The organism is Herbaspirillum sp. GW821-FHT09A12 (genome assembly GCF_059418325.1).
This window is the reverse complement of record NZ_JBWKPR010000002.1, coordinates 286,598-303,931: the sequence shown is the minus strand read 5'-3', so window position 1 is coordinate 303,931 and position 17,334 is coordinate 286,598. Positions and strand designations below refer to the sequence as shown.

15 protein-coding genes are annotated in these 17,334 nt (G+C 64.6%); 7 read left to right on the top strand and 8 right to left on the bottom strand.

All coding sequences use genetic code 11. The features are described from left to right. Positions 1–50 precede the first annotated feature (50 nt). Positions 51–941: a PhzF family phenazine biosynthesis protein gene (locus AC07N6_RS06495; RefSeq protein ID WP_494779495.1), complete on the top strand. Its 891-nt coding sequence runs from the start codon at positions 51–53 to the stop codon at positions 939–941. A 16-nt stretch (positions 942–957) separates the two neighbouring features. On the opposite strand, the gene AC07N6_RS06490 is transcribed toward AC07N6_RS06495, so the two are convergent. After that, positions 958–1,908, bottom strand: coding sequence for a LysR family transcriptional regulator (locus tag AC07N6_RS06490; protein WP_494779494.1), 951 nt, complete (start codon positions 1,906–1,908; stop codon positions 958–960). Between the two features lie 133 nt (positions 1,909–2,041). On the opposite strand from AC07N6_RS06490, the gene AC07N6_RS06485 reads away from it, so the two are divergent. The 6 genes from AC07N6_RS06485 (at position 2,042) to AC07N6_RS06460 (ending at position 9,443) form a co-directional block, all read left to right on the top strand. Then, positions 2,042–2,818, top strand: coding sequence for an SDR family NAD(P)-dependent oxidoreductase (locus AC07N6_RS06485; protein WP_494779493.1), 777 nt, complete (start codon positions 2,042–2,044; stop codon positions 2,816–2,818). Between the two features lie 557 nt (positions 2,819–3,375). After that, the gene (locus AC07N6_RS06480; RefSeq protein WP_494780248.1) at positions 3,376–4,152 is read left to right on the top strand and encodes a substrate-binding periplasmic protein; all 777 of its coding nucleotides are present in this window, start codon (positions 3,376–3,378) and stop codon (positions 4,150–4,152) included. Then, on the top strand, positions 4,149–7,259 hold the full coding sequence (locus tag AC07N6_RS06475) for a bifunctional diguanylate cyclase/phosphodiesterase (protein ID WP_494779492.1): 3,111 nt from the start codon (positions 4,149–4,151) through the stop codon (positions 7,257–7,259). Before AC07N6_RS06480 ends, AC07N6_RS06475 begins: the two co-directional genes overlap by 4 nt. An 11-nt stretch (positions 7,260–7,270) precedes the next feature. Next, positions 7,271–7,975, top strand: coding sequence for a glutathione S-transferase N-terminal domain-containing protein (locus AC07N6_RS06470; protein WP_494779491.1), 705 nt, complete (start codon positions 7,271–7,273; stop codon positions 7,973–7,975). Positions 7,976–8,172: 197 nt separating this feature from the next. After that, positions 8,173–9,195 (top strand): CE1 family esterase, encoded by a 1,023-nt coding sequence (locus AC07N6_RS06465; RefSeq protein WP_494779490.1) that lies wholly within the window; start codon positions 8,173–8,175, stop codon positions 9,193–9,195. A gap of 92 nt (positions 9,196–9,287) precedes the next feature. Beyond that, on the top strand, positions 9,288–9,443 hold the full coding sequence (locus tag AC07N6_RS06460) for a hypothetical protein (protein WP_494779489.1): 156 nt from the start codon (positions 9,288–9,290) through the stop codon (positions 9,441–9,443). Positions 9,444–9,648: 205 nt separating this feature from the next. Here AC07N6_RS06460 and AC07N6_RS06455 read toward each other — a convergent pair whose 3' ends face one another. The 7 genes from AC07N6_RS06455 to AC07N6_RS06425 all read right to left on the bottom strand — a co-directional run bounded on the left by AC07N6_RS06455 (position 9,649) and on the right by AC07N6_RS06425 (position 17,330). Continuing rightward, on the bottom strand, positions 9,649–10,053 hold the full coding sequence (locus AC07N6_RS06455) for a YXWGXW repeat-containing protein (protein ID WP_494779488.1): 405 nt from the start codon (positions 10,051–10,053) through the stop codon (positions 9,649–9,651). Positions 10,054–10,184: 131 nt separating this feature from the next. Continuing rightward, on the bottom strand, positions 10,185–11,465 hold the full coding sequence (gene alaC / locus AC07N6_RS06450; RefSeq protein ID WP_494779487.1) for an alanine transaminase: 1,281 nt from the start codon (positions 11,463–11,465) through the stop codon (positions 10,185–10,187). 126 nt (positions 11,466–11,591) lie between these two features. Next, positions 11,592–12,863, bottom strand: a complete 1,272-nt coding sequence (locus AC07N6_RS06445; RefSeq protein ID WP_494779486.1) for a phenylacetate--CoA ligase family protein — start codon at positions 12,861–12,863, stop codon at positions 11,592–11,594. A 14-nt stretch (positions 12,864–12,877) separates the two neighbouring features. Continuing rightward, the gene (locus tag AC07N6_RS06440; RefSeq protein ID WP_494779485.1) at positions 12,878–13,681 is read right to left on the bottom strand and encodes an ABC transporter ATP-binding protein; all 804 of its coding nucleotides are present in this window, start codon (positions 13,679–13,681) and stop codon (positions 12,878–12,880) included. A gap of 69 nt (positions 13,682–13,750) precedes the next feature. Next, positions 13,751–15,073: an ABC transporter substrate-binding protein gene (locus tag AC07N6_RS06435; RefSeq protein WP_494779484.1), complete on the bottom strand. Its 1,323-nt coding sequence runs from the start codon at positions 15,071–15,073 to the stop codon at positions 13,751–13,753. 86 nt (positions 15,074–15,159) lie between these two features. Next, a complete protein-coding gene (locus AC07N6_RS06430) occupies positions 15,160–16,236 on the bottom strand; it encodes a branched-chain amino acid ABC transporter permease (protein ID WP_494779483.1) in 1,077 nt (358 codons plus the stop codon). A 179-nt stretch (positions 16,237–16,415) separates the two neighbouring features. Next, a complete protein-coding gene (locus AC07N6_RS06425) occupies positions 16,416–17,330 on the bottom strand; it encodes a branched-chain amino acid ABC transporter permease (protein WP_494779482.1) in 915 nt (304 codons plus the stop codon). Positions 17,331–17,334: the final 4 nt, after the last annotated feature.

Below are 17,334 nucleotides of genomic sequence, written 5' to 3'. Positions count from 1 at the left end.
CATGGGCAGTCGATAGAATCGGCCGCTCCTTCCATCGTCGCGAGACCGCCATGCCTGCCACCTACGCCTACCGCCTGCTCAACGTGTTCGCCGAATCCACCTTCGGCGGCAATCCCCTGTGCGTGTTCGAAGACGCGCGCGGCATCGACGACGCCACCATGCAGGCGCTGGCCTTGCAGTTCAACCTGTCGGAAACCACCTTCATCCTGCCCTCGGCGGTGGCCGATGCGCGCGTGCGCATCTTCACCACCGGCTACGAGATGCCGTTCGCCGGCCATCCCACGCTGGGCACCGCGCATGTGGTGCGCGAACTGTTCAAGACCGGGGATGAGTTGACCCTGGAATTCAAGGCCGGCGTGGTGCCGGTGACCGCCGCGGGCGATGTCTGGACCTTCACCGCGCCCAGCGCCGGCGGCCCGAAGACCGCCCCCTCGCCGCTGCCGCCGGCCGAGGTCGCGGCCCTGGTCGGCCTGCAGGAGGACGATCTCGCGGGTGACCCCATCTGGGTCGATACCGGCGCCGACCAGTTCCTGATCCCGCTCAAGTCCCCGGCGGCAGTGCGCCGCGCCCAGCCCGACAGCGGCGCGCTGGAACGCTGGCCGCAAAGCAGCCTGGGCCGCAAGACGGCGTATGTCTTCGCCTTCGATGACAAGGAACCGGGCAATGTGCTGGCGCGCTATTTCTTCACCAAGCAAGGCGGCGGCGTGGCGGAAGACCCCGGCACCGGCTCGGCCTGCGCCAACCTCGGCGGCTGGCTGCTGGCGACCGGCCACGCGCTGCCGGCGCGCTATGCGATCGACCAGGGCGCGGCAGTCGGCCGCCCCTCGCGCCTGCATCTTGCGGTATCGGAAAACGGCGCGATCCAGGTCGGCGGCCGCGTGATCGAAATCGGCCGCGGCACCGTCACCATCGATCCGGCCGGACGCACCGCGCTGGCCTGAGCTGCGCCCAGGGCCGCTACGCCGGCTTGCCGGCGTCCGGCCCTTCCTGCCCGTCCTTCCCCTCCTGCGTCAGCGGCAGGATCAGCGCCTGCAGCCAATCCATGAACCCGGCCAGGCGCGCCGGCACATGGCGACGGCTGGCGTAGAGCAGCGATATCGGCATCGGCGCCGGCCGGTATTGCGGCAGCACCTCCACCAATGCGCCCCGTTCCAGCAAGCCGCGCTTGTGCGCGCCCACCAGCGGCAGCTGGATCATCCCGAGGCCGGCCAGACAGGCGGCGTCGTAGGTTTCGGTGCTGTTGACGGTGACGCGGCCCGCCATCGGCACATAGCGGGTCTGCTTGCCGTCGAACCATTCCCAGCCCGGCGAACGGCCGCCCAGCACCTGGCGGTAATGCACCAGCTTGTGGCGCGCCAGATCCGCCAGCGTGCGCGGCACGCCATGCCGCTCCAGATAGGCCGGGCTGGCGCAATTGACCTGGACCAGATGCCCGATGGGACGCGCCACCAGCGACGAGTCGTCCAGCGTCCCGGTACGCAGCACGCAATCGAAACCCTCGCCGACCAGGTCGACGCGACGGTCGCTGGCGGAAAGCTCGATCTCCAGCTGCGGATGCTGTTCAAGAAAGGCCGGCAATTCCGGCAACACCACTTCGCGCGCCATGGCGCTGGACATGTCCACCCGCAGCTTGCCGGTGAGCGACTTGCCGCCGCCCCGGAACATCGCCCGCAGCGACTCGAAATCATCCAGCAACTCCTTGCTGCGCCGGTAAAAGGCTTCGCCGTCGCCGGTCATCTGCACGCGCCTGGTGGTGCGCTGGAGCAGGCGCGTGCCCAGCATCTGCTCCAGCTGCTGCACCGCCAGCGAGACGGTGGCATTGGGCAGGCCGAGCTGGCGCGCGGCGCCGCTGAAGCTGGCCAGTTCGGCCACGCGCTGGAAGATCTGGAGGGTGTCGAGCTGGTTCAAGGTGTGCCCCGATTATTATTCAATATTGAAAAGTCTAATATTAAATAAGAAATTTATTAATAAAAATCTTCTCAATATACTGGGCTCCGTAATCAGACCTATCCCTAGCCCATTTCATCGACAGGAGCCCAGCATGACCCAAGCAGACAACACATCCCCCCGCATCGCCCTGGTCACCGGCGGCAGCCGCGGCCTGGGCAAGAACACGGCGCTGCACCTGGCGCGCGACGGCGTTGGCGTGATCATCACCTATGTCGGCAACCGCGCCGCCGCCGAACAGACCGTGGATGAAATCCTGGCTATCGGCGCCAAGGCCGTGGCCCTGCAACTGGATCTGGCCGATAGCCGCAGCTTCCCCGGCTTCGCCGATGCCGTGCGCGCCGCGCTCAAGCAGACCTGGAACGCCGAACGCCTCACCTACCTGGTCAACAACGGCGGCATGGGCATGCACGCCGCCATCGCCGAGACCAGCGAAGCGGTCTTCGACGAGCTGTACAACGTGCACCTGAAGGGAACCTTCTTCCTGACCCAGGCGCTGCTGCCGCTGATTGCCGATGGCGGGCGCATCATCAACACCTCCAGCGGCCTGGCGCGCTTCTCCCTGCCCGGCTATGCGGCCTATGCCGCGATGAAGGGCGGCGTGGAAGTCATGACGCGCTACATGGCCAAGGAATTCGGCGCGCGCGGGATTGCCGTCAACACCGTGGCGCCGGGCGCCATCGAAACCGACTTTGGCGGCGGCCGCGTGCGCGACAATGCCGAGCTCAACGCCTTCGTCGCCAGCCAGACCGCGCTGGGCCGCGCCGGCCGGCCGGATGACATCGGCGCCGCCGTGGCCTCGCTGCTGCGCCCGGAAAACGGCTGGATCAACGCCCAGCGCATCGAGGTGTCGGGCGGCATGTTCATCTGATCATGTTCATCTGATCATGCCCATCGGCGGCCGGCGGCAAGCCGCCGCCGCGCCCTGTCTTTGGCGCCCCGGACCAGCCCTCCCTGCGGCGCCACGCGCGGCTACTCGCATTTCCCAAGGCCCGCTGCGGGCGCCGTCATTTCCCCTCCCCTTGCCTGCGCACGCAGGCGCGCCGCGCTTGCCGCACATGCCCTGCGCAAGCTCGACCATGGCGATTGCAAAGGTCGATGCATTGTGTTGCGGATTGCATTGTGCTCGGGTAACATCGCTCGGCGTTGAGCTAGAATTTTTTCAATAAATCGACTCACTTTACGGGATCGGTTGACGCGTGCGCCAACCGCTTCTTATGCCTGAGCCGAAGTCAACGCATTAACACACGGCTGCGCCTGCGCGGCCGATCGGGAGCGGCACTGGCCAATCGGCGAAGGCAGGCAGCACATGCCGCGCCCTCGCTCCTGCGTTCAGGTGTCCCAATGGCGGAGTACAAATAGGGGGCGGGTATTTTCAGTCATATCTTTCGCAATCGCGCAGTGCGTTCTTCTGCCTGCACAGCCGCCCTGCTGATTGCCCTTTTTCCGTTCGCCAGACCCGCTTCTGCCGCCCCTTTCGGCCCCGATTGCGCCCGCCCGTTGACGCTGGCGCTGCACGACCACGGCTTGCTGTACTCGTCGGCCACCGATAGCGGCATCGACAAGGATTTCGCCGACGAGCTGGTCCGCCGCAGCGGCTGCAAGATCAACGTCAGCCTGATGTCGCGCGCGCGCATCTGGCAATTGATCGAGTCGGGCGCGCTGGACTTCAGCCTGTCGGGCATCTCCAGCCGCGAGCGCGAGCAGTTCGCCGCCTTCGCCTGGTACTTCAGCAACAAGTACTACCTGCTGGTGCGCAAAGACTCAGGCATCGCGCGGCTGGAAGACTTCGCCCGCAACGAGCGTTTCCAGCTCGGCGTCATCCGCAGCTTCCGCTACAGCGCCAACGCCAACCGCCTGGTCGACAAGCTGGCCTCCGCCAACCGCGTGAGCCAGGCCGGCGGGCTCGAACCCTTGTATGAAGCCCTGCTGCTCAACCGCATCCAGGGCATGATCATGGAGCCCTTCGACTATCCGGCGGTGCAGGAAAAACGCATCCGCGACGTCACCGCCATCATCGGCTTCAACGACCCGTCGGTACCGCATGGGCTGATCATGTCCAGGAAGGCGCTGCCGCCGGCCGAGCAGGAAAAGTGGCGCGCCCTGGTCAACGGCATGCTGGCCGACGGCACCGTGCTGCGCATCTTCGAAAAATACTTCAACCCGGAACTGGCCGCTTCCATGGTCGGCCAGGGCAAACCGTGAACTGGATCCGCAATACCGCGCTCCCGCTGCTGATCCTGCTCACAGGGTTGGCCGTGACCTGGGTCGCCTGGGATCATGAGCGCCAGGCCTCCAACAAGGAACTCCATACGCAGTTCGCCTCGGCGCTGCGCGAGACGGTCAGCCGCATCGAACAGCGCATGGCCTCCTACGAGCAGATGCTGCATGGCGTGCAAGGGCTGGTTTCCGCCACCGGCGCCATCGACCGCGGCAGCTTCCGCGATTACGTCGGCTCGCTGAACCTGGACGCCAATTTTTCCGGCATCCAGGCCATCTCGATCGAGGAATGGATACCTGCCGAGCGTCTTGACGCCCATCTGGAGCGCATGCGCAAGCAAGGCCTGGACGGCTACGCAATCCGCCCGCCCGGCGGCCGCGACGCTTACGCCCCCCTGACCCTGCGCGAACCTTACGTGGGCCGCAACCGCATGCCCTTCGGTTTCGACCACTGGTCCGATCCGATCCGCCGCGTGGCCATGGAAAAAGCGCGCGACTCGGGCATGGCGGCCATCTCCGGCAAGATCGAACTGGACCTGGAAAACGGCAACAAGACCGAACCTTCGTTCCTGATGTATTTGCCGCTGTACGAACGCGGCAAGCCGCAAGGCAGCATCGCCGAGCGCCGCGCCAACCTGCTGGGCTGGGTGCATGCGGTATTTCGCATGAACGACGTGATCGCCAGCCTGTATGGCGAAAGCACCCGCGGCATCGCCTTCTCGCTGTACGACGGCGTCGCGGCCGAGCCGCAAGCCCTGCTCTACCGTTCGCGCAATGACGACCCGCAAACGCAGCCGCCGCGCATCACCAGCACCGAATACCTGGTGGTGGCGAACCACAACTGGACGCTGAGCATGAGCACGCTGGACGGCTTCGCCGTGCAATTCGGCCGCAACGCCGAACACCTGATCGCCGCCACCGGCATCGGCATGAGCATCACGCTGTCGCTGCTGGCCTGGCTGATGATGTCTTCCCGCGTGCGCGCGGTGCGCCTGGCGCAGCAGATGACGGCCGAGCTGCGCACCAGCGAGGAACAGTTCCGCGCCATCGCCGACTGCACCGTCAACTGGGAAGTCTGGTGGGGCCTGGACGGCCGCCCGCGCTGGGTCAACCATGCGGTGCGCGACTATACCGGCTACACGGTCGAGGAATGCCTGGCGATGCGGGACTTCGTCGGCACCATCGTGCATCCGGAAGACGAACAGCGCATCCGCGCCGAATTGTCCAGGTGCATGGACGGCCAGAAGCGCGAAGATGTCGAATTCCGCTGCGTGCGCAAGGATGGCTCGGTGTTCTGGCTGTCGTTGTCGTCGGCGCCGATTACCGATCCGCACGGCACCTTCACCGGTTTTCGCACCAGCAGCCGCGACATCACCGACCGCAAGCAGATCGAGGCCGAGCTGCGCATTTCGGCGGTGGCCTTCGATTCGCGCGAAGGCATGCTGATCACCGACGCCAACAGCAAGATCCTGCGCGTGAACAAGGCCTTCACCGAGATCACCGGCTACCGGTCTGAAGAAATCGTCGGCAAGCATCCCAACCTGCTGCGCTCGGACCGCCACGGCCCCGCCTTCTTCCAGGAGATGCGCGAAAGCATCCGCCGTTTCGGCAAATGGCAGGGCGAGATCTGGGACCGCCGCAAGAATGGCGAGGTGTATCCCGAATGGCTGACCATCTCCGCGGTCAAGAACAAGGACGGCCACGTCACCCATTACGTCAGCACCCACCACGACATCAGCGACCGCAAGCTGGCCGAGGAACGCATCCGCGAACTGGCCTCCTTCGATGCCCTGACGCGCCTGCCCAACCGCGCCTTGCTGCTGGAACGCCTGAAGCAGGCCATCGCGCTGTCCGCGCGCAGCAAGACTTGCTCGGCGCTGCTGTTCATCGACCTCGACCACTTCAAGACGCTCAACGACACCATCGGCCATGAGAAAGGCGACTTGCTGCTCAAGCAGGTGTCGCAACGCCTGCTGGCCAGCGTACGTGAAAACGATACCGTCGCGCGCGTGGGCGGCGACGAGTTCGTGGTGGTGCTGGAAGGCTTGAACGAACACCCGCAGGAAGCCGCCAACCAGACCAAGGCGATCGGCGAAAAGATCCTGGCCACCCTGGGCAACACCTACCAGCTCGACGAAGTCGAATACCGGACCACCGCCAGCGTCGGCGCCACCCTCTTCCGCGGCCGCCAGGCCTCGGTGGACGAGCTGATGAAGCAGGCCGACCTCGCCATGTACAAAGCCAAGGGAACCGGGCGCAACGCCCTGCGCTTCTTCGACCCGGCGATGCAGACCGTGGTGCTGGAGCGCGCCGCCCTGGAAACCGGCCTGCGCAAGGCCATCGAGGGCGACCAACTGCTGCTGCATTACCAGGCGCAGGTGGTCGCAGGCGGTCGCGTGACGGGCGCCGAAGTGCTGGTGCGCTGGCAGCATCCGCAGCGCGGCATGGTGTCGCCGGGCGACTTCATCCCCCTGGCCGAAGAAACCGGCCTGATCCTGTCGCTGGGCAACTGGGTGCTGGAAACCGCTTGCAAGCAATTGTCCGCCTGGGCGCGGAACCGGCATACCGAACACCTGACCATCGCCGTCAACGTCAGCGCGCAGCAATTCCGCGAAGCGGATTTCGTGCAGACGGTGCTCGATGCGATCGAACGCACCGGCGCCAACCCGCGGCGCCTGAAGCTGGAACTGACCGAAAGCCTGCTGGTGGACAACGTCGAAGACATCATCCAGAAGATGTTCGCACTGAAGGCCTATGGCGTGGAGTTTTCGCTGGACGATTTCGGCATCGGCTACTCCTCGCTGTCCTACCTCAAGCGGCTGCCGCTGAATCAGCTTAAAATCGACCAGTCTTTCGTGCGCGACGTCTTGATCGATCCCAACGATGCCTCGATCGCCAAGACCATCGTCAACCTGGCCCAAAGCCTGGGCCTGGGGGTCATCGCCGAAGGGGTGGAAACCGATGCCCAGCGCAGCTTCCTGGCCGATGCCGGATGCCATGCCTACCAGGGTTATTTCTTCTGCCGCCCGGTCGCGATCGAGGCTTTCGAGAAGTTCGCGCAGGAATTCGGTTCTCGATTCACGCCTGCATAGGACATACCATAATGAACGCATTGTCGAACTTCGCCATCAACAACAAATGGCCGGCCCAGCACCCCGACCGCATCCAGCTGTATTCGCTGCCCACGCCCAACGGCGTGAAGGTGTCGATCATGCTGGAAGAGACCGGCCTGCCGTACGAGCCGCACCTGGTCAGCTTCGAGACCAACGACCAGATGTCGCCGGAGTTCCTGTCGCTGAACCCGAACAACAAGATCCCCGCCATCATCGACCCCGACGGCCCCGGCGGCAAACCGCTGCCGTTGTTCGAGTCGGGCGCCATCCTGTTGTACCTGGCCGAAAAGACCGGCAAGTTCATCCCGGCCGATCCGGCCGCGCGCTACCAGGTGATCCAATGGGTCATGTTCCAGATGGGCGGCGTCGGCCCGATGTTCGGCCAGCTCGGCTTCTTCCACCGCTTCGCCGGCAAGGAATACGAAGACAAGCGCCCGCGCGAGCGCTACGTCAACGAATCCAGGCGCCTGCTGGGGGTGATGGACAAGCGCCTGGCCGAGAGCAAGTGGCTGGCCGGCGACGAATACAGCATCGCCGACATCGCCACCTTCCCGTGGATCCGCAACCTGATCGGCTTCTATGAAGCCGGCGAACTGGTCGGTTTCAAGGACTTCCCCAATGTGGCGCGCGCGCTGGAAGCCTTCGTGGCGCGCCCGGCCGTGGTCAAGGGCCTGAACATCCCGGCCCGCGGCTAATAGCCGCCAGCTGCCGCGCCCGCGCCGTTTCCCGTGTTGCAGGCGGCGCTGCCCGTCTGCGGCAGCTGCGGCAGGAAACGGCGACGGGGAGCCTCGCTCAACGATTCAACGAGGGTGTAAATCCCCTTTGTGCATTCGGATCGACGCGTTAACATGGCGTCAACGCCTTGTGATAGCCATGCTCTGAACGCTTGCCCATGACGATCCGACTTCCCCTTCTCGCTTTCTGCCGGACTTGTTTACTGTCCGGACTGTGCCTTTTCCTCATCAGCCCGGCGGCGCAAGCGGTCGACCTGTCGCTCAAGTCGATGCGCGTGGGCAACCTGGCGCGCGCCTATTTTTCCGAACGCGGCGGCCGGGGCGTGCCGCAACCGCTGATCATCGCCCTGCACGGCAGCGGCTCCAGCGGTTCCCTGCTGGCGCGCAACACCGGCCTGACCGAAATCGCCGAGGCGGCCGGCTACATGGTGGCCTATCCCAACGGCACCGGCCTGACCATCGATGCCCGCACCTGGAATTCCGGCGGTTGCTGCGGCTACGCGCAAATGCACAAGGTGGATGACGTCGCCTTCATCCGCGCCCTGATCGACAAGCTGGTGTCCGAGGGCCTGGCCGACCGCAGCCGGGTGTATGTCGCGGGCTTGTCCAACGGCGGCATGCTGGCCTACCGCCTGGCGGCCGAAGCGCCTGGGCTGTTCAAGGGCGTGGCGGTGGTCAGCGCGGTCCTGGACGTGCCGCCCGAGACGGTCAAGGCCGGCGTGCCGGTGCTGCACATCCATGGCAGCGACGATCCGTTCATCCCGTTCCTGGGCGGGGTCGGCCCCAAGGAGGCGACCCAGGTGCCGCGCCTGTCGGTCGCCAACACCATCGACGCCTGGGTCAAGGCCAACGGCGCCGATCCCAAGCCAGAGGTGAACGACATCCCCGACACCGCAGGCGATGGCACCTCGGTGCGCCAATACACCTACCACAGCAAGAACGACCCGCAGGCAGTGGTGCTCTATGAGATCAAGGGCGGCGGCCATAACTGGCCGGGCGGCACCGCGCCCATGCCCAATGGCGGCAAGGCTTCGCAGAACCTGGATGCGTCGCGCATCATCGTCGAATTCTTCAATCGCCACGGCGGCCAACGCCCGGCCGACGACGCGGCCGACAGCAATCTGCCGCCGGGAACGGAAACGCCCATGGCGCCTGCCGCGCCCGCGCAGCCGGCCCGCTAGGCGCGGCAAGGCCGGCCGGCGTACGCCAGCGCCACCACCTGGCAAAATCGCACTATCATAGCGACCAGCGTTCAACCAACATCGCCATGACAATGAAAAGACTCATCACCAGCATCCTGATTGCCGTCGCGCTGTATTTTCTGCTGCCCTTCGTGATCAAATTCATTCCGCAGTACCGCCTCGCGGTATGGTGCATCACCGCCGGCATCGTCTCGTTTGCGGTATCGGCGCTGATGGATCGGGTCTGAAGCGGCGGCGCCCGGAAACCCGCAAGACAATGAAAAACGGCCGCGACGTGTTGCACGTCGCGGCCGTTCTTGCTGGCAGCCAGCAAGCGTCGCCTGCCGTTGTTGTGGCTCCTTGCCGTAGCACCACTACGACGCGTCGCCACGCCCAGGCAGACAACGCTTGCTGGACACTCGCACTCGTAAATTAAGTGTTAACAGGCCCTAATCAGCACTCGCCCTTTTTCGCATGCCCCGGAGGGCAATGGTCGCGGTCATCGCCGCGGCCGCGCCGGCGGTCGTCGCCCCGGTCATCGTCGCGGCGATGCGGGTTGCCGCGCCAGCCGCCTCGATCCAGCTCCCATCCGCGCGGGCCCTGGCGCCAGACCGGCGGCGCATAGGCATAACCGGAACGCTCGCGCATCCAGCGACCTTGGCGCCAGACATGGTCATGGCCATTCCAATCCCAATAGCCGGGCGCCCAGACGTAACCGTGGCGCGGCGGCGGCAACGGTTCGGCGCGCAGCGGCGGCGGGCCGATATTGATATTGACGGAAACCTGGGCTTGCGCCACAGGCAGGATGGCCCCCACGGAAACGGCGGCGAATACGGCGGCGAGTATTATCTTTTTCATGATGATGTGTGAAACGGAAGATGACGTGGTTCAGACCGGCAAATGCGACACGCGTTCCGGAAGAACCGCACATCGCATTGCCGTCAAACAATATCACCATTCTCTCCCGGCGCATACGCCGGCAGCACCCTTCAATTTCCCCGGACGGCCTTGAACATGAGCTTGATGCCCCGTACCGCCTGGCGGATGCGGGACTCGTTCTCGATCAGCGCAAAGCGCACGTACTCGTCGCCATATTCGCCGAAGCCGATACCCGGCGACACGCAGACCTTGGCCTGCTCCAGCAATATCTTGGCAAATTCGAGCGAACCCAAAGCGCGGTAAGGCTCGGGAATGCGCGCCCAGATATACATCGAGGCCTTGGGCACGTCGACCATCCAGCCGGCTTCGTGCAGGCCCTTGACCAGCACGTTGCGGCGTTTTTCGTAATTGGCGCGGATCTCCTCGACGCAGGACTGGTCGCCTTCCAACGCGGCGATCGCCGCTACCTGTACCGGCGTGAAGCTGCCGTAGTCGTGGTAGCTCTTGATGCGCGCCAGCGCCGCCACCAGTTTCTGGTTGCCGACCATGAAACCGATCCGCCAGCCGGCCATGTTGTAGCTCTTGGAGAGCGTGAAGAATTCCACCGCGACATCGCGCGCGCCGGGCACCTGCATGATGGACGGCGCTTGCCAGCCGTCGAAGGTGATGTCGGCGTAGGCCAGGTCGTGCACCACCAGGATGTTGTGCTCGCGCGCCAGCTTCACCACGCGCTCGAAGAACTCCAGTTCGACGCATTGCGCAGTGGGGTTGGAAGGGAATCCCAAGATCATCATCTTGGGCTTGGGGTAGCTTTCGCGCACCGCGCGTTCCAGTTCGGCGAAGAAATCCACGCTCGGGCTCATGCGCACCGAGCGGATGCTGGCGCCGGCGATGACCGCGCCGTAGATGTGGATCGGGTAACTGGGATTGGGCACCAGCACGGTATCGCCCTTGTCCAGCGTGGCCAGCATCAGGTGCGCCAGGCCTTCCTTGGAACCGATGGTGACGATGGCCTCGCTGTCCGGATCGAAGTCCACCGCATAGCGCGACTTGTACCAGTGCGCGATCGCGCGGCGCAGCCGCGGAATGCCCTTGGACGAGGAATAGCCGTGCGTATCGGGCCGCTGCGCGACTTCCACCAGCTTGGCCACGATATGCGGCGGCGTAGGGCCATCCGGATTGCCCATCGACATGTCGATGATGTCCTCGCCGCGGCGACGCGCGGCCATTTTCAGTTCGGCGGTGATGTTGAAGACGTAGGGCGGCAGGCGGTCGATGCGCGGGAAGCTGACCGGGATGGCGTTGGCGTCGGGAACAGGCGAAGAAAGAGAAGCGGAAGAAGAAACGTCAGGCGTGCGCGAAGGCTCGCGCGGATCTGCGGATTGCGTCATGTTGGACTTTCACGTTAGCGCCCGGAACCGTCCGAGCGACGTTGGAACAAATATTCCACGAAAGATTCTATGCGGGAACCGACCGCCGCACAAGACGTAACGGCGGCCGATCTCGTTGCGCTTCGCTCATTCGTACTTGCGCGCGTCCTCGATCACCTTGCCATCGTTGGGCAGGCTGCCCGGCGCCACGAACATCACCTCGCCGCGCAGCTTGGTCAGCTCGCGCAGGCTGCCGGCCACGGCCGCCGCATCGACGGCGGGATCTTGCGGGTCGCCGACCTCGCAATGCAAGGTCATGATGTCGTTGGCCATCTCGCCGCTCACCACCAGCCGCGCCTTGAGCACATCGCCATGGCGGCGCAGCACGTCGGCCACCTGGGACGGATGCACGAACATGCCGCGCACCTTGGTGGTCTGGTCGGCGCGCCCCATCCAGCCCTTGATGCGGGTATTGGTGCGCCCGCAAGGCGAAGCGCCCGGCAGCACCGCCGACAGGTCGCCGGTGCCGAAACGCAGCAGCGGATAATCCGGGTTGAACGAGGTCACCACCACCTCGCCCACTTCGCCGGCGGCGACCGGGTCGCCGGTGCCGGGGCGCACGATCTCCAGGATCAGCTCTTCATCCAGCACCATGCCGGGATTGACCGCGCCTTCGCTCATGGTTTCATAGGCGATGTTGCCGATGTCGGCCGAGGCGTACAGTTGCAGCACATGCGGCACGCCATGTTCATGGAACCAGCTCCGCAGCGACGGCGGCAATGCTTCCGCACTGACCAGCGCACGCCGCACGCTGCCGATGTCGGCATGCATCTCCTGCGCCTTCTCGATGATGATCTTGAGGAAGGACGGCGTGCCGACATAGGCATCCGGTTTCAGGGCCGCCATCGCGTTGACCTGCAACTCGGTCTGGCCGATGCCCGCCGGGATCACCGCGCAGCCCAGCTTGGCGGCGGCGCCTTCGACCATGAAGGCAGCCGGCGTGAAATGGTAGGCGAAGCAGTTCTGCACGATATGGCCGGTTTCCAGCCCCAGCGCCTTCATCGGGCTGGCGAAACGCCACCAGTCGACGCAATGCCCTTCCGGATCGAAGATCGGCCCGGGCGACACGAACAGCCGCCGCAATTGCCGTACCGGCGTACTGTTGAGGCCGCCGAACGGCGCCTCGCGCGCCTGCAGCTCCTTCAGGTCGGACTTGCGCGTGACCGGCAATTGCGCAAGCTCCGCGCGTGTGCCTATCGCCGCCGCATCGATACCGCCCAGGATGCGCGCCCAGCCCGGCGCCGCCTGCGCGCGCGCCAGCAACTGCGGCAGGCGCCGCAGCAATTGTTCTTCACGCTGCTGCGGGTCGCGCCGCTCCAGCGCATCCAGTTCCGCGAGGGCTTGCCTGCTGTCTGCCATGTCGCCTCCCGATCTCAAGCGAGCCAGCGCTTGCGGCGGCGATAGAACTTCATGTCGCGGAAATTCTTGCGCCCGCCCGACGACACGCCGAGGTAGAACTCCTTGACGTCTTCGTTATCCGACAGCTCCCCGGCCGCGCCTTCCATCACCACCCGGCCGTTTTCCAGGATGTAGCCGAAATCGGCGTAGCGCAGCGCCACCATGGTGTTCTGCTCGGCCAGCAGGAACGAGACTTTTTCCCTGGTGTTGAGGTCCCTGACGATCTCGAAGATCTCTTCCACGATCTGCGGCGCCAGGCCCATCGACGGTTCGTCCAGCAGGATCATCGACGGCTTGGCCATCATGGCGCGGCCGATCGCCGTCATCTGCTGCTCGCCGCCCGAGGTATAGCCCGACTGCGACTTGCGCCTGACCTTCAGGCGCGGGAAATAGTCGTAGATCTTTTCCAGCTCCTGTTTCACTTCGCCGTTGCTGATGCCGCGCGTGTAGGCGCCGGTCAGCAGGTTTTCCTCCACCGTCAGGTGGCCGAAGCAGTGCCGCCCCTCCATCACCTGGATCACGCCGCGCTTGACCAGGTCGTTGGGCGTCATGCGGTCGACCCGCTCGCCGCGGAATTCGATGCTGCCCTTGGTGACGTCGCCGCGCTCGGCGCGCAGCAGGTTGGAGATGGCCTTGAGCGTAGTGCTCTTGCCGGCGCCGTTGGCGCCCAAGAGCGCCACGATCTTGCCGTCCGGGACGTCCAGCGAGACGCCTTTCAAGACCAGGATCACGTGGTCGTAGATGACTTCGATGTTGTTGATCGAGAGCGCAGTACTCATATGTTCGTTCGCAATTCAAAAAAGCGCCGGCGACGGATGGGAGACGTGCAAGGCCGCCGGCGCAAGCGCCTACTTCATGCAGGCTGGAGTCATGCCTTTTTCTTTTGCGTATTTGGCGGCGGAAGCCTTGAACAACGGGTGGATCAGGTTCTTGTTGCCTTCGATCCAGTCCGACACCAGCACCCACTTGCTGCCGTCCCACTGCTGGATCTTGACCTTGCCGGAACCTTCATGGTTGTCGCACGAGGTCTTGATCTCCGGCAGCAGGCCGGTCGCGCCCAGTTGCTGCAGGCGGGCATTGGTGATGTTCAGGTTCTCCAGGCCCCAGCGCACCTGCTCGCCGCTCATGACCTTGCCTTTGCCGAACTTGTCCTGCGCGGTGCGCACCGCCTCCACCGTGGCGATGGCAGCCGAGACGCCGCGGTTGTAGAGGATCGAGCCGACCTTGTTCTTGTCCTGCATGTTGCCGCGGCCGGCGCCGTAGACCACCTTGTCGATGTCGGCGATCACCGGCACGTTCTTGCCGGCCACGTTCCAGGTCGCGCTCATGTAGCCCTTGGCGGCGTCACCCGCGGGGATCGTGTCTTCCTCGGAACCGGCCCACCATGAGCCGATGATCTTGTCGCGCGCATAGCCGACCTTCTGCGCCGCCTTCAGCGCGGTCTGGTTCATCACGCCCCAGCCCCAGAAGATCACGTAGTCCGGGTTCTCCTGGCGGATGCGCAGCCATTGCGCGCCCTGCTCGTTGCCGGGATGCGCCACCGGAATCTCGATCAGCTTGAACTTGCCGATGCTGGACTCGGCCTGCAGCGCCACGATCGGCTCCTTGCCGTAGGCCGAGTCGTGGTACAGGAACACGATCTTCTTGCCGGCCAGCGAGCCGCCGTTCTTGCCGGCCAGGAACTTGACGATGGCCGAGACCTGCATCTGGTAAGTGGTCACCAGCGGAAAGGCATACGGAAACACCGAGCCGTCCACCGCATCGGTGCGGCCGTAGCCGATCATCAAGAGCGGCACCTTGTCTTCGGCGGTCTTGTCGATCAGCGCGTAGGAAATGCCGGTCGCCATCGGATTGATCGCGGTGCCCTTGGTTACCGGGTTCTTGTTCTTCATGCGCTCGTAGCACTCCACGCCCTTGGCGTTGTTGTATTCGGTCTCGCATTCTTCCCACGACAGCTTGACGCCGTTGATGCCGCCGTCCTTCATGTTCACGTAATTGAGGTAATCGACATAGCCCCCGTAGTAGGACTGGCCGTTGGTGCCATACGGCCCCACGCGGTAGCTGGGAATGGCGATGAACTGGTCGTTGGCCTGCGCCGCGGCCGGCAGCGCCGTGGACAGCAGGCCGGCGGCGGTTGCCGCTGCCAGCATCAGGTGTTTCATGCTCTTCATGGTCTCGTCTCCTCTTGTGTTGTCGTTTCCGACTTATGCGCCGGTGAGCCGGCCCTTCCAACTCATGCACCTTCTTGCGCCGCCCGTCAATGCGGGAACGGCCACAATCGCAGCTTTTCCTTGGCGATCTGCCACAGCCGCGCCAGCCCGTGCGGCTCGACGATCAGGAAGAAGATGATCAGCGCGCCGAACACCATCAGCTGGATATGCGACACGGTGGCGTTGGTGAACGGCAGATGCAGCAAGGCGGCCAGCGGCGGCAAGACGTTGTCGAGGAAGATCGGCAGCAGCAGGATGAAGGCCGAACCCAGGAAAGAGCCGAGAATGCTGCCGACGCCGCCGATGATGATCATGAACAGGATGCGGAACGACAGGTCCAGCGAAAAGCCGTCCGGCTCCACCGAACCCAGGTAGCAGAACGCATAGAGCGCGCCGGCCACGCCGCAGTAAAAGGAACTGACGGCGAAGGCGGTCAGCTTGGTGCGCATCAGCGGAATGCCGATCACCTCGGCCGCCACGTCCATGTCGCGCACCGCCATCCAGGCGCGGCCGGTGGAAGAGCGCACCAGGTTCTTGGCCACCAGCGCCATGACGCAGACGATGGCCAGCACGAACAGGTATTTCTTGACCGGCGTATTGATGTCGATGCCGAACAGGTCGATCTTGGGCGCGCTGATCACGCCCGAGGAGCTGTTGTTGGAGAACCAGGCGAACTTGGTCAGCGCCCACACCACGAAGAACTGCGCCGCCAGCGTCGCCACCGCCAGGTAAAAGCCCTTGATGCGCAATGAAGGCAAGCCGAACAGCACGCCCACCAAGGCCGCGCAGCCGCCGGCCAGGATGAAGCTCAGCAGGATGGGAATGCCCTCCACCCGCAGTTGGAAGTTGTAGGCGGCATACGCGCCCACCGCCATGAAGGCGGCCGAGCCGAGCGACAACTGGCCGGCATAGCCGGTCAGGACGTTCAACCCGAGCGCGGCCAGCGCGAACACCAGGAACGGGATCAGGATCGCCGAAAACCAGTACTCGGTGCCGACCAAAGGGACGGCGACGAAGGCCACCGCCATGAACAGCGCGAAAACGATACGATCCTGCCGGATCGGGAAGATCTGGCTGTCGGCGATGTAGCTTGTCTTGAATTGTCCTGCTTCACGGTACAGCATGCTTTTCTCCTATGCCTTGCCCACTGCGCTTCATCTCTTCCCGTTCGGGCTGAGTAGCCGCCATCGGCGGCGTATCGAAGCCAGCGCACATGTGTTTTCGTCCCGCTCCGAAACTGCCCTTCGATACGGCCTGCGGCCTACTCAGGGCGAACGGCGCCGTGTCGCGTCCGTCCTTTTCCTCACACCCGGTCAATATGCCGTTCGCCGAACAATCCCTCCGGCCGCACCAGCAGGAACAGCAGCGCGAACACATAAGGGAACCAGCCTTCGATGCCGCCGAAATTGCCGCCGAAGGCGTCCTGCATGACCGGCGGGATATAGATCTCGGCCAGCTTCTCGGAGGCGCCGATGATCAGGCCGCCGACGATGGCGCCGGGAATCGAGGTGAATCCGCCCAGGATCAGCACCGGCAGCGCCTTCAACGCGGTCATGGTGAGCGCGAACTGCACCCCGTTGCGCGAGCCCCAGAGCAGCCCCGCCACCAGCGCGACGAAACCGGCCACGCCCCATACCACCGCCCAGATGTGCTGCAGCGGGATGCCCAGCGACAATGCCGCCTGGTGGTCGTCGGCCACGGCGCGCAGCGCGCGGCCGACCTTGGTCTTCTGGAAAAACAGGGCCAGCACCGCCACCAGCGCCAGCACCATGCCGGAAGCGAACAGGTCGAACTTGGAAATGCCGATGCCGATGCTGTCCATCACCGACATGATGGGTTCGTCGACGATGCCCAGGTCGATCGGGCGCACTTCGTTGCCGAACAACAAGGGCCCCAAGCCCTCGAGGAAGAAGGTCAGGCCGATGGTGGCCATGAACAGGGTGATCGGCGGCTGGTTGACCAGCTTGCGCAGCACGAAGCGCTCGGTCGCCAGGCCGACCAGGATCATGACGACGAAAGCGCCGATCACCGCCGCCCACATCGGCATGCCCTTGTCCATCAGCCCCACCACCGCCAGCGCCGCGAAATACACCATCGCGCCCTGGGCGAAATTGAACACGCCGGAGGCCTTGTAGATCAGCACGAAGCCCAGCGCCACCAGCGAATACATGAGGCCCGAGAGCAAGCCGCTCAGCGTCACTTCGAAAAAGAATTGCATGTCG

What these genes read in the sequence shown, in the direction of transcription:
- AC07N6_RS06465 (WP_494779490.1), top strand. Translation starts at nt 8,173, where the DNA reads ATGACGATCCGACTTCCCCTTCTCGCTTTCTGCCGGACTTGTTTACTG.
- alaC (WP_494779487.1), bottom strand. Translation starts at nt 11,465, where the DNA reads ATGACGCAATCCGCAGATCCGCGCGAGCCTTCGCGCACGCCTGACGTT.
- AC07N6_RS06455 (WP_494779488.1), bottom strand. Translation starts at nt 10,053, where the DNA reads ATGAAAAAGATAATACTCGCCGCCGTATTCGCCGCCGTTTCCGTGGGG.
- AC07N6_RS06495 (WP_494779495.1), top strand. Translation starts at nt 51, where the DNA reads ATGCCTGCCACCTACGCCTACCGCCTGCTCAACGTGTTCGCCGAATCC.
- AC07N6_RS06430 (WP_494779483.1), bottom strand. Translation starts at nt 16,236, where the DNA reads ATGCTGTACCGTGAAGCAGGACAATTCAAGACAAGCTACATCGCCGAC.
- AC07N6_RS06470 (WP_494779491.1), top strand. Translation starts at nt 7,271, where the DNA reads ATGAACGCATTGTCGAACTTCGCCATCAACAACAAATGGCCGGCCCAG.
- AC07N6_RS06445 (WP_494779486.1), bottom strand. Translation starts at nt 12,863, where the DNA reads ATGGCAGACAGCAGGCAAGCCCTCGCGGAACTGGATGCGCTGGAGCGG.
- AC07N6_RS06460 (WP_494779489.1), top strand. Translation starts at nt 9,288, where the DNA reads ATGAAAAGACTCATCACCAGCATCCTGATTGCCGTCGCGCTGTATTTT.
- AC07N6_RS06485 (WP_494779493.1), top strand. Translation starts at nt 2,042, where the DNA reads ATGACCCAAGCAGACAACACATCCCCCCGCATCGCCCTGGTCACCGGC.
- AC07N6_RS06435 (WP_494779484.1), bottom strand. Translation starts at nt 15,073, where the DNA reads ATGAAGAGCATGAAACACCTGATGCTGGCAGCGGCAACCGCCGCCGGC.
- AC07N6_RS06440 (WP_494779485.1), bottom strand. Translation starts at nt 13,681, where the DNA reads ATGAGTACTGCGCTCTCGATCAACAACATCGAAGTCATCTACGACCAC.
- AC07N6_RS06425 (WP_494779482.1), bottom strand. Translation starts at nt 17,330, where the DNA reads ATGCAATTCTTTTTCGAAGTGACGCTGAGCGGCTTGCTCTCGGGCCTC.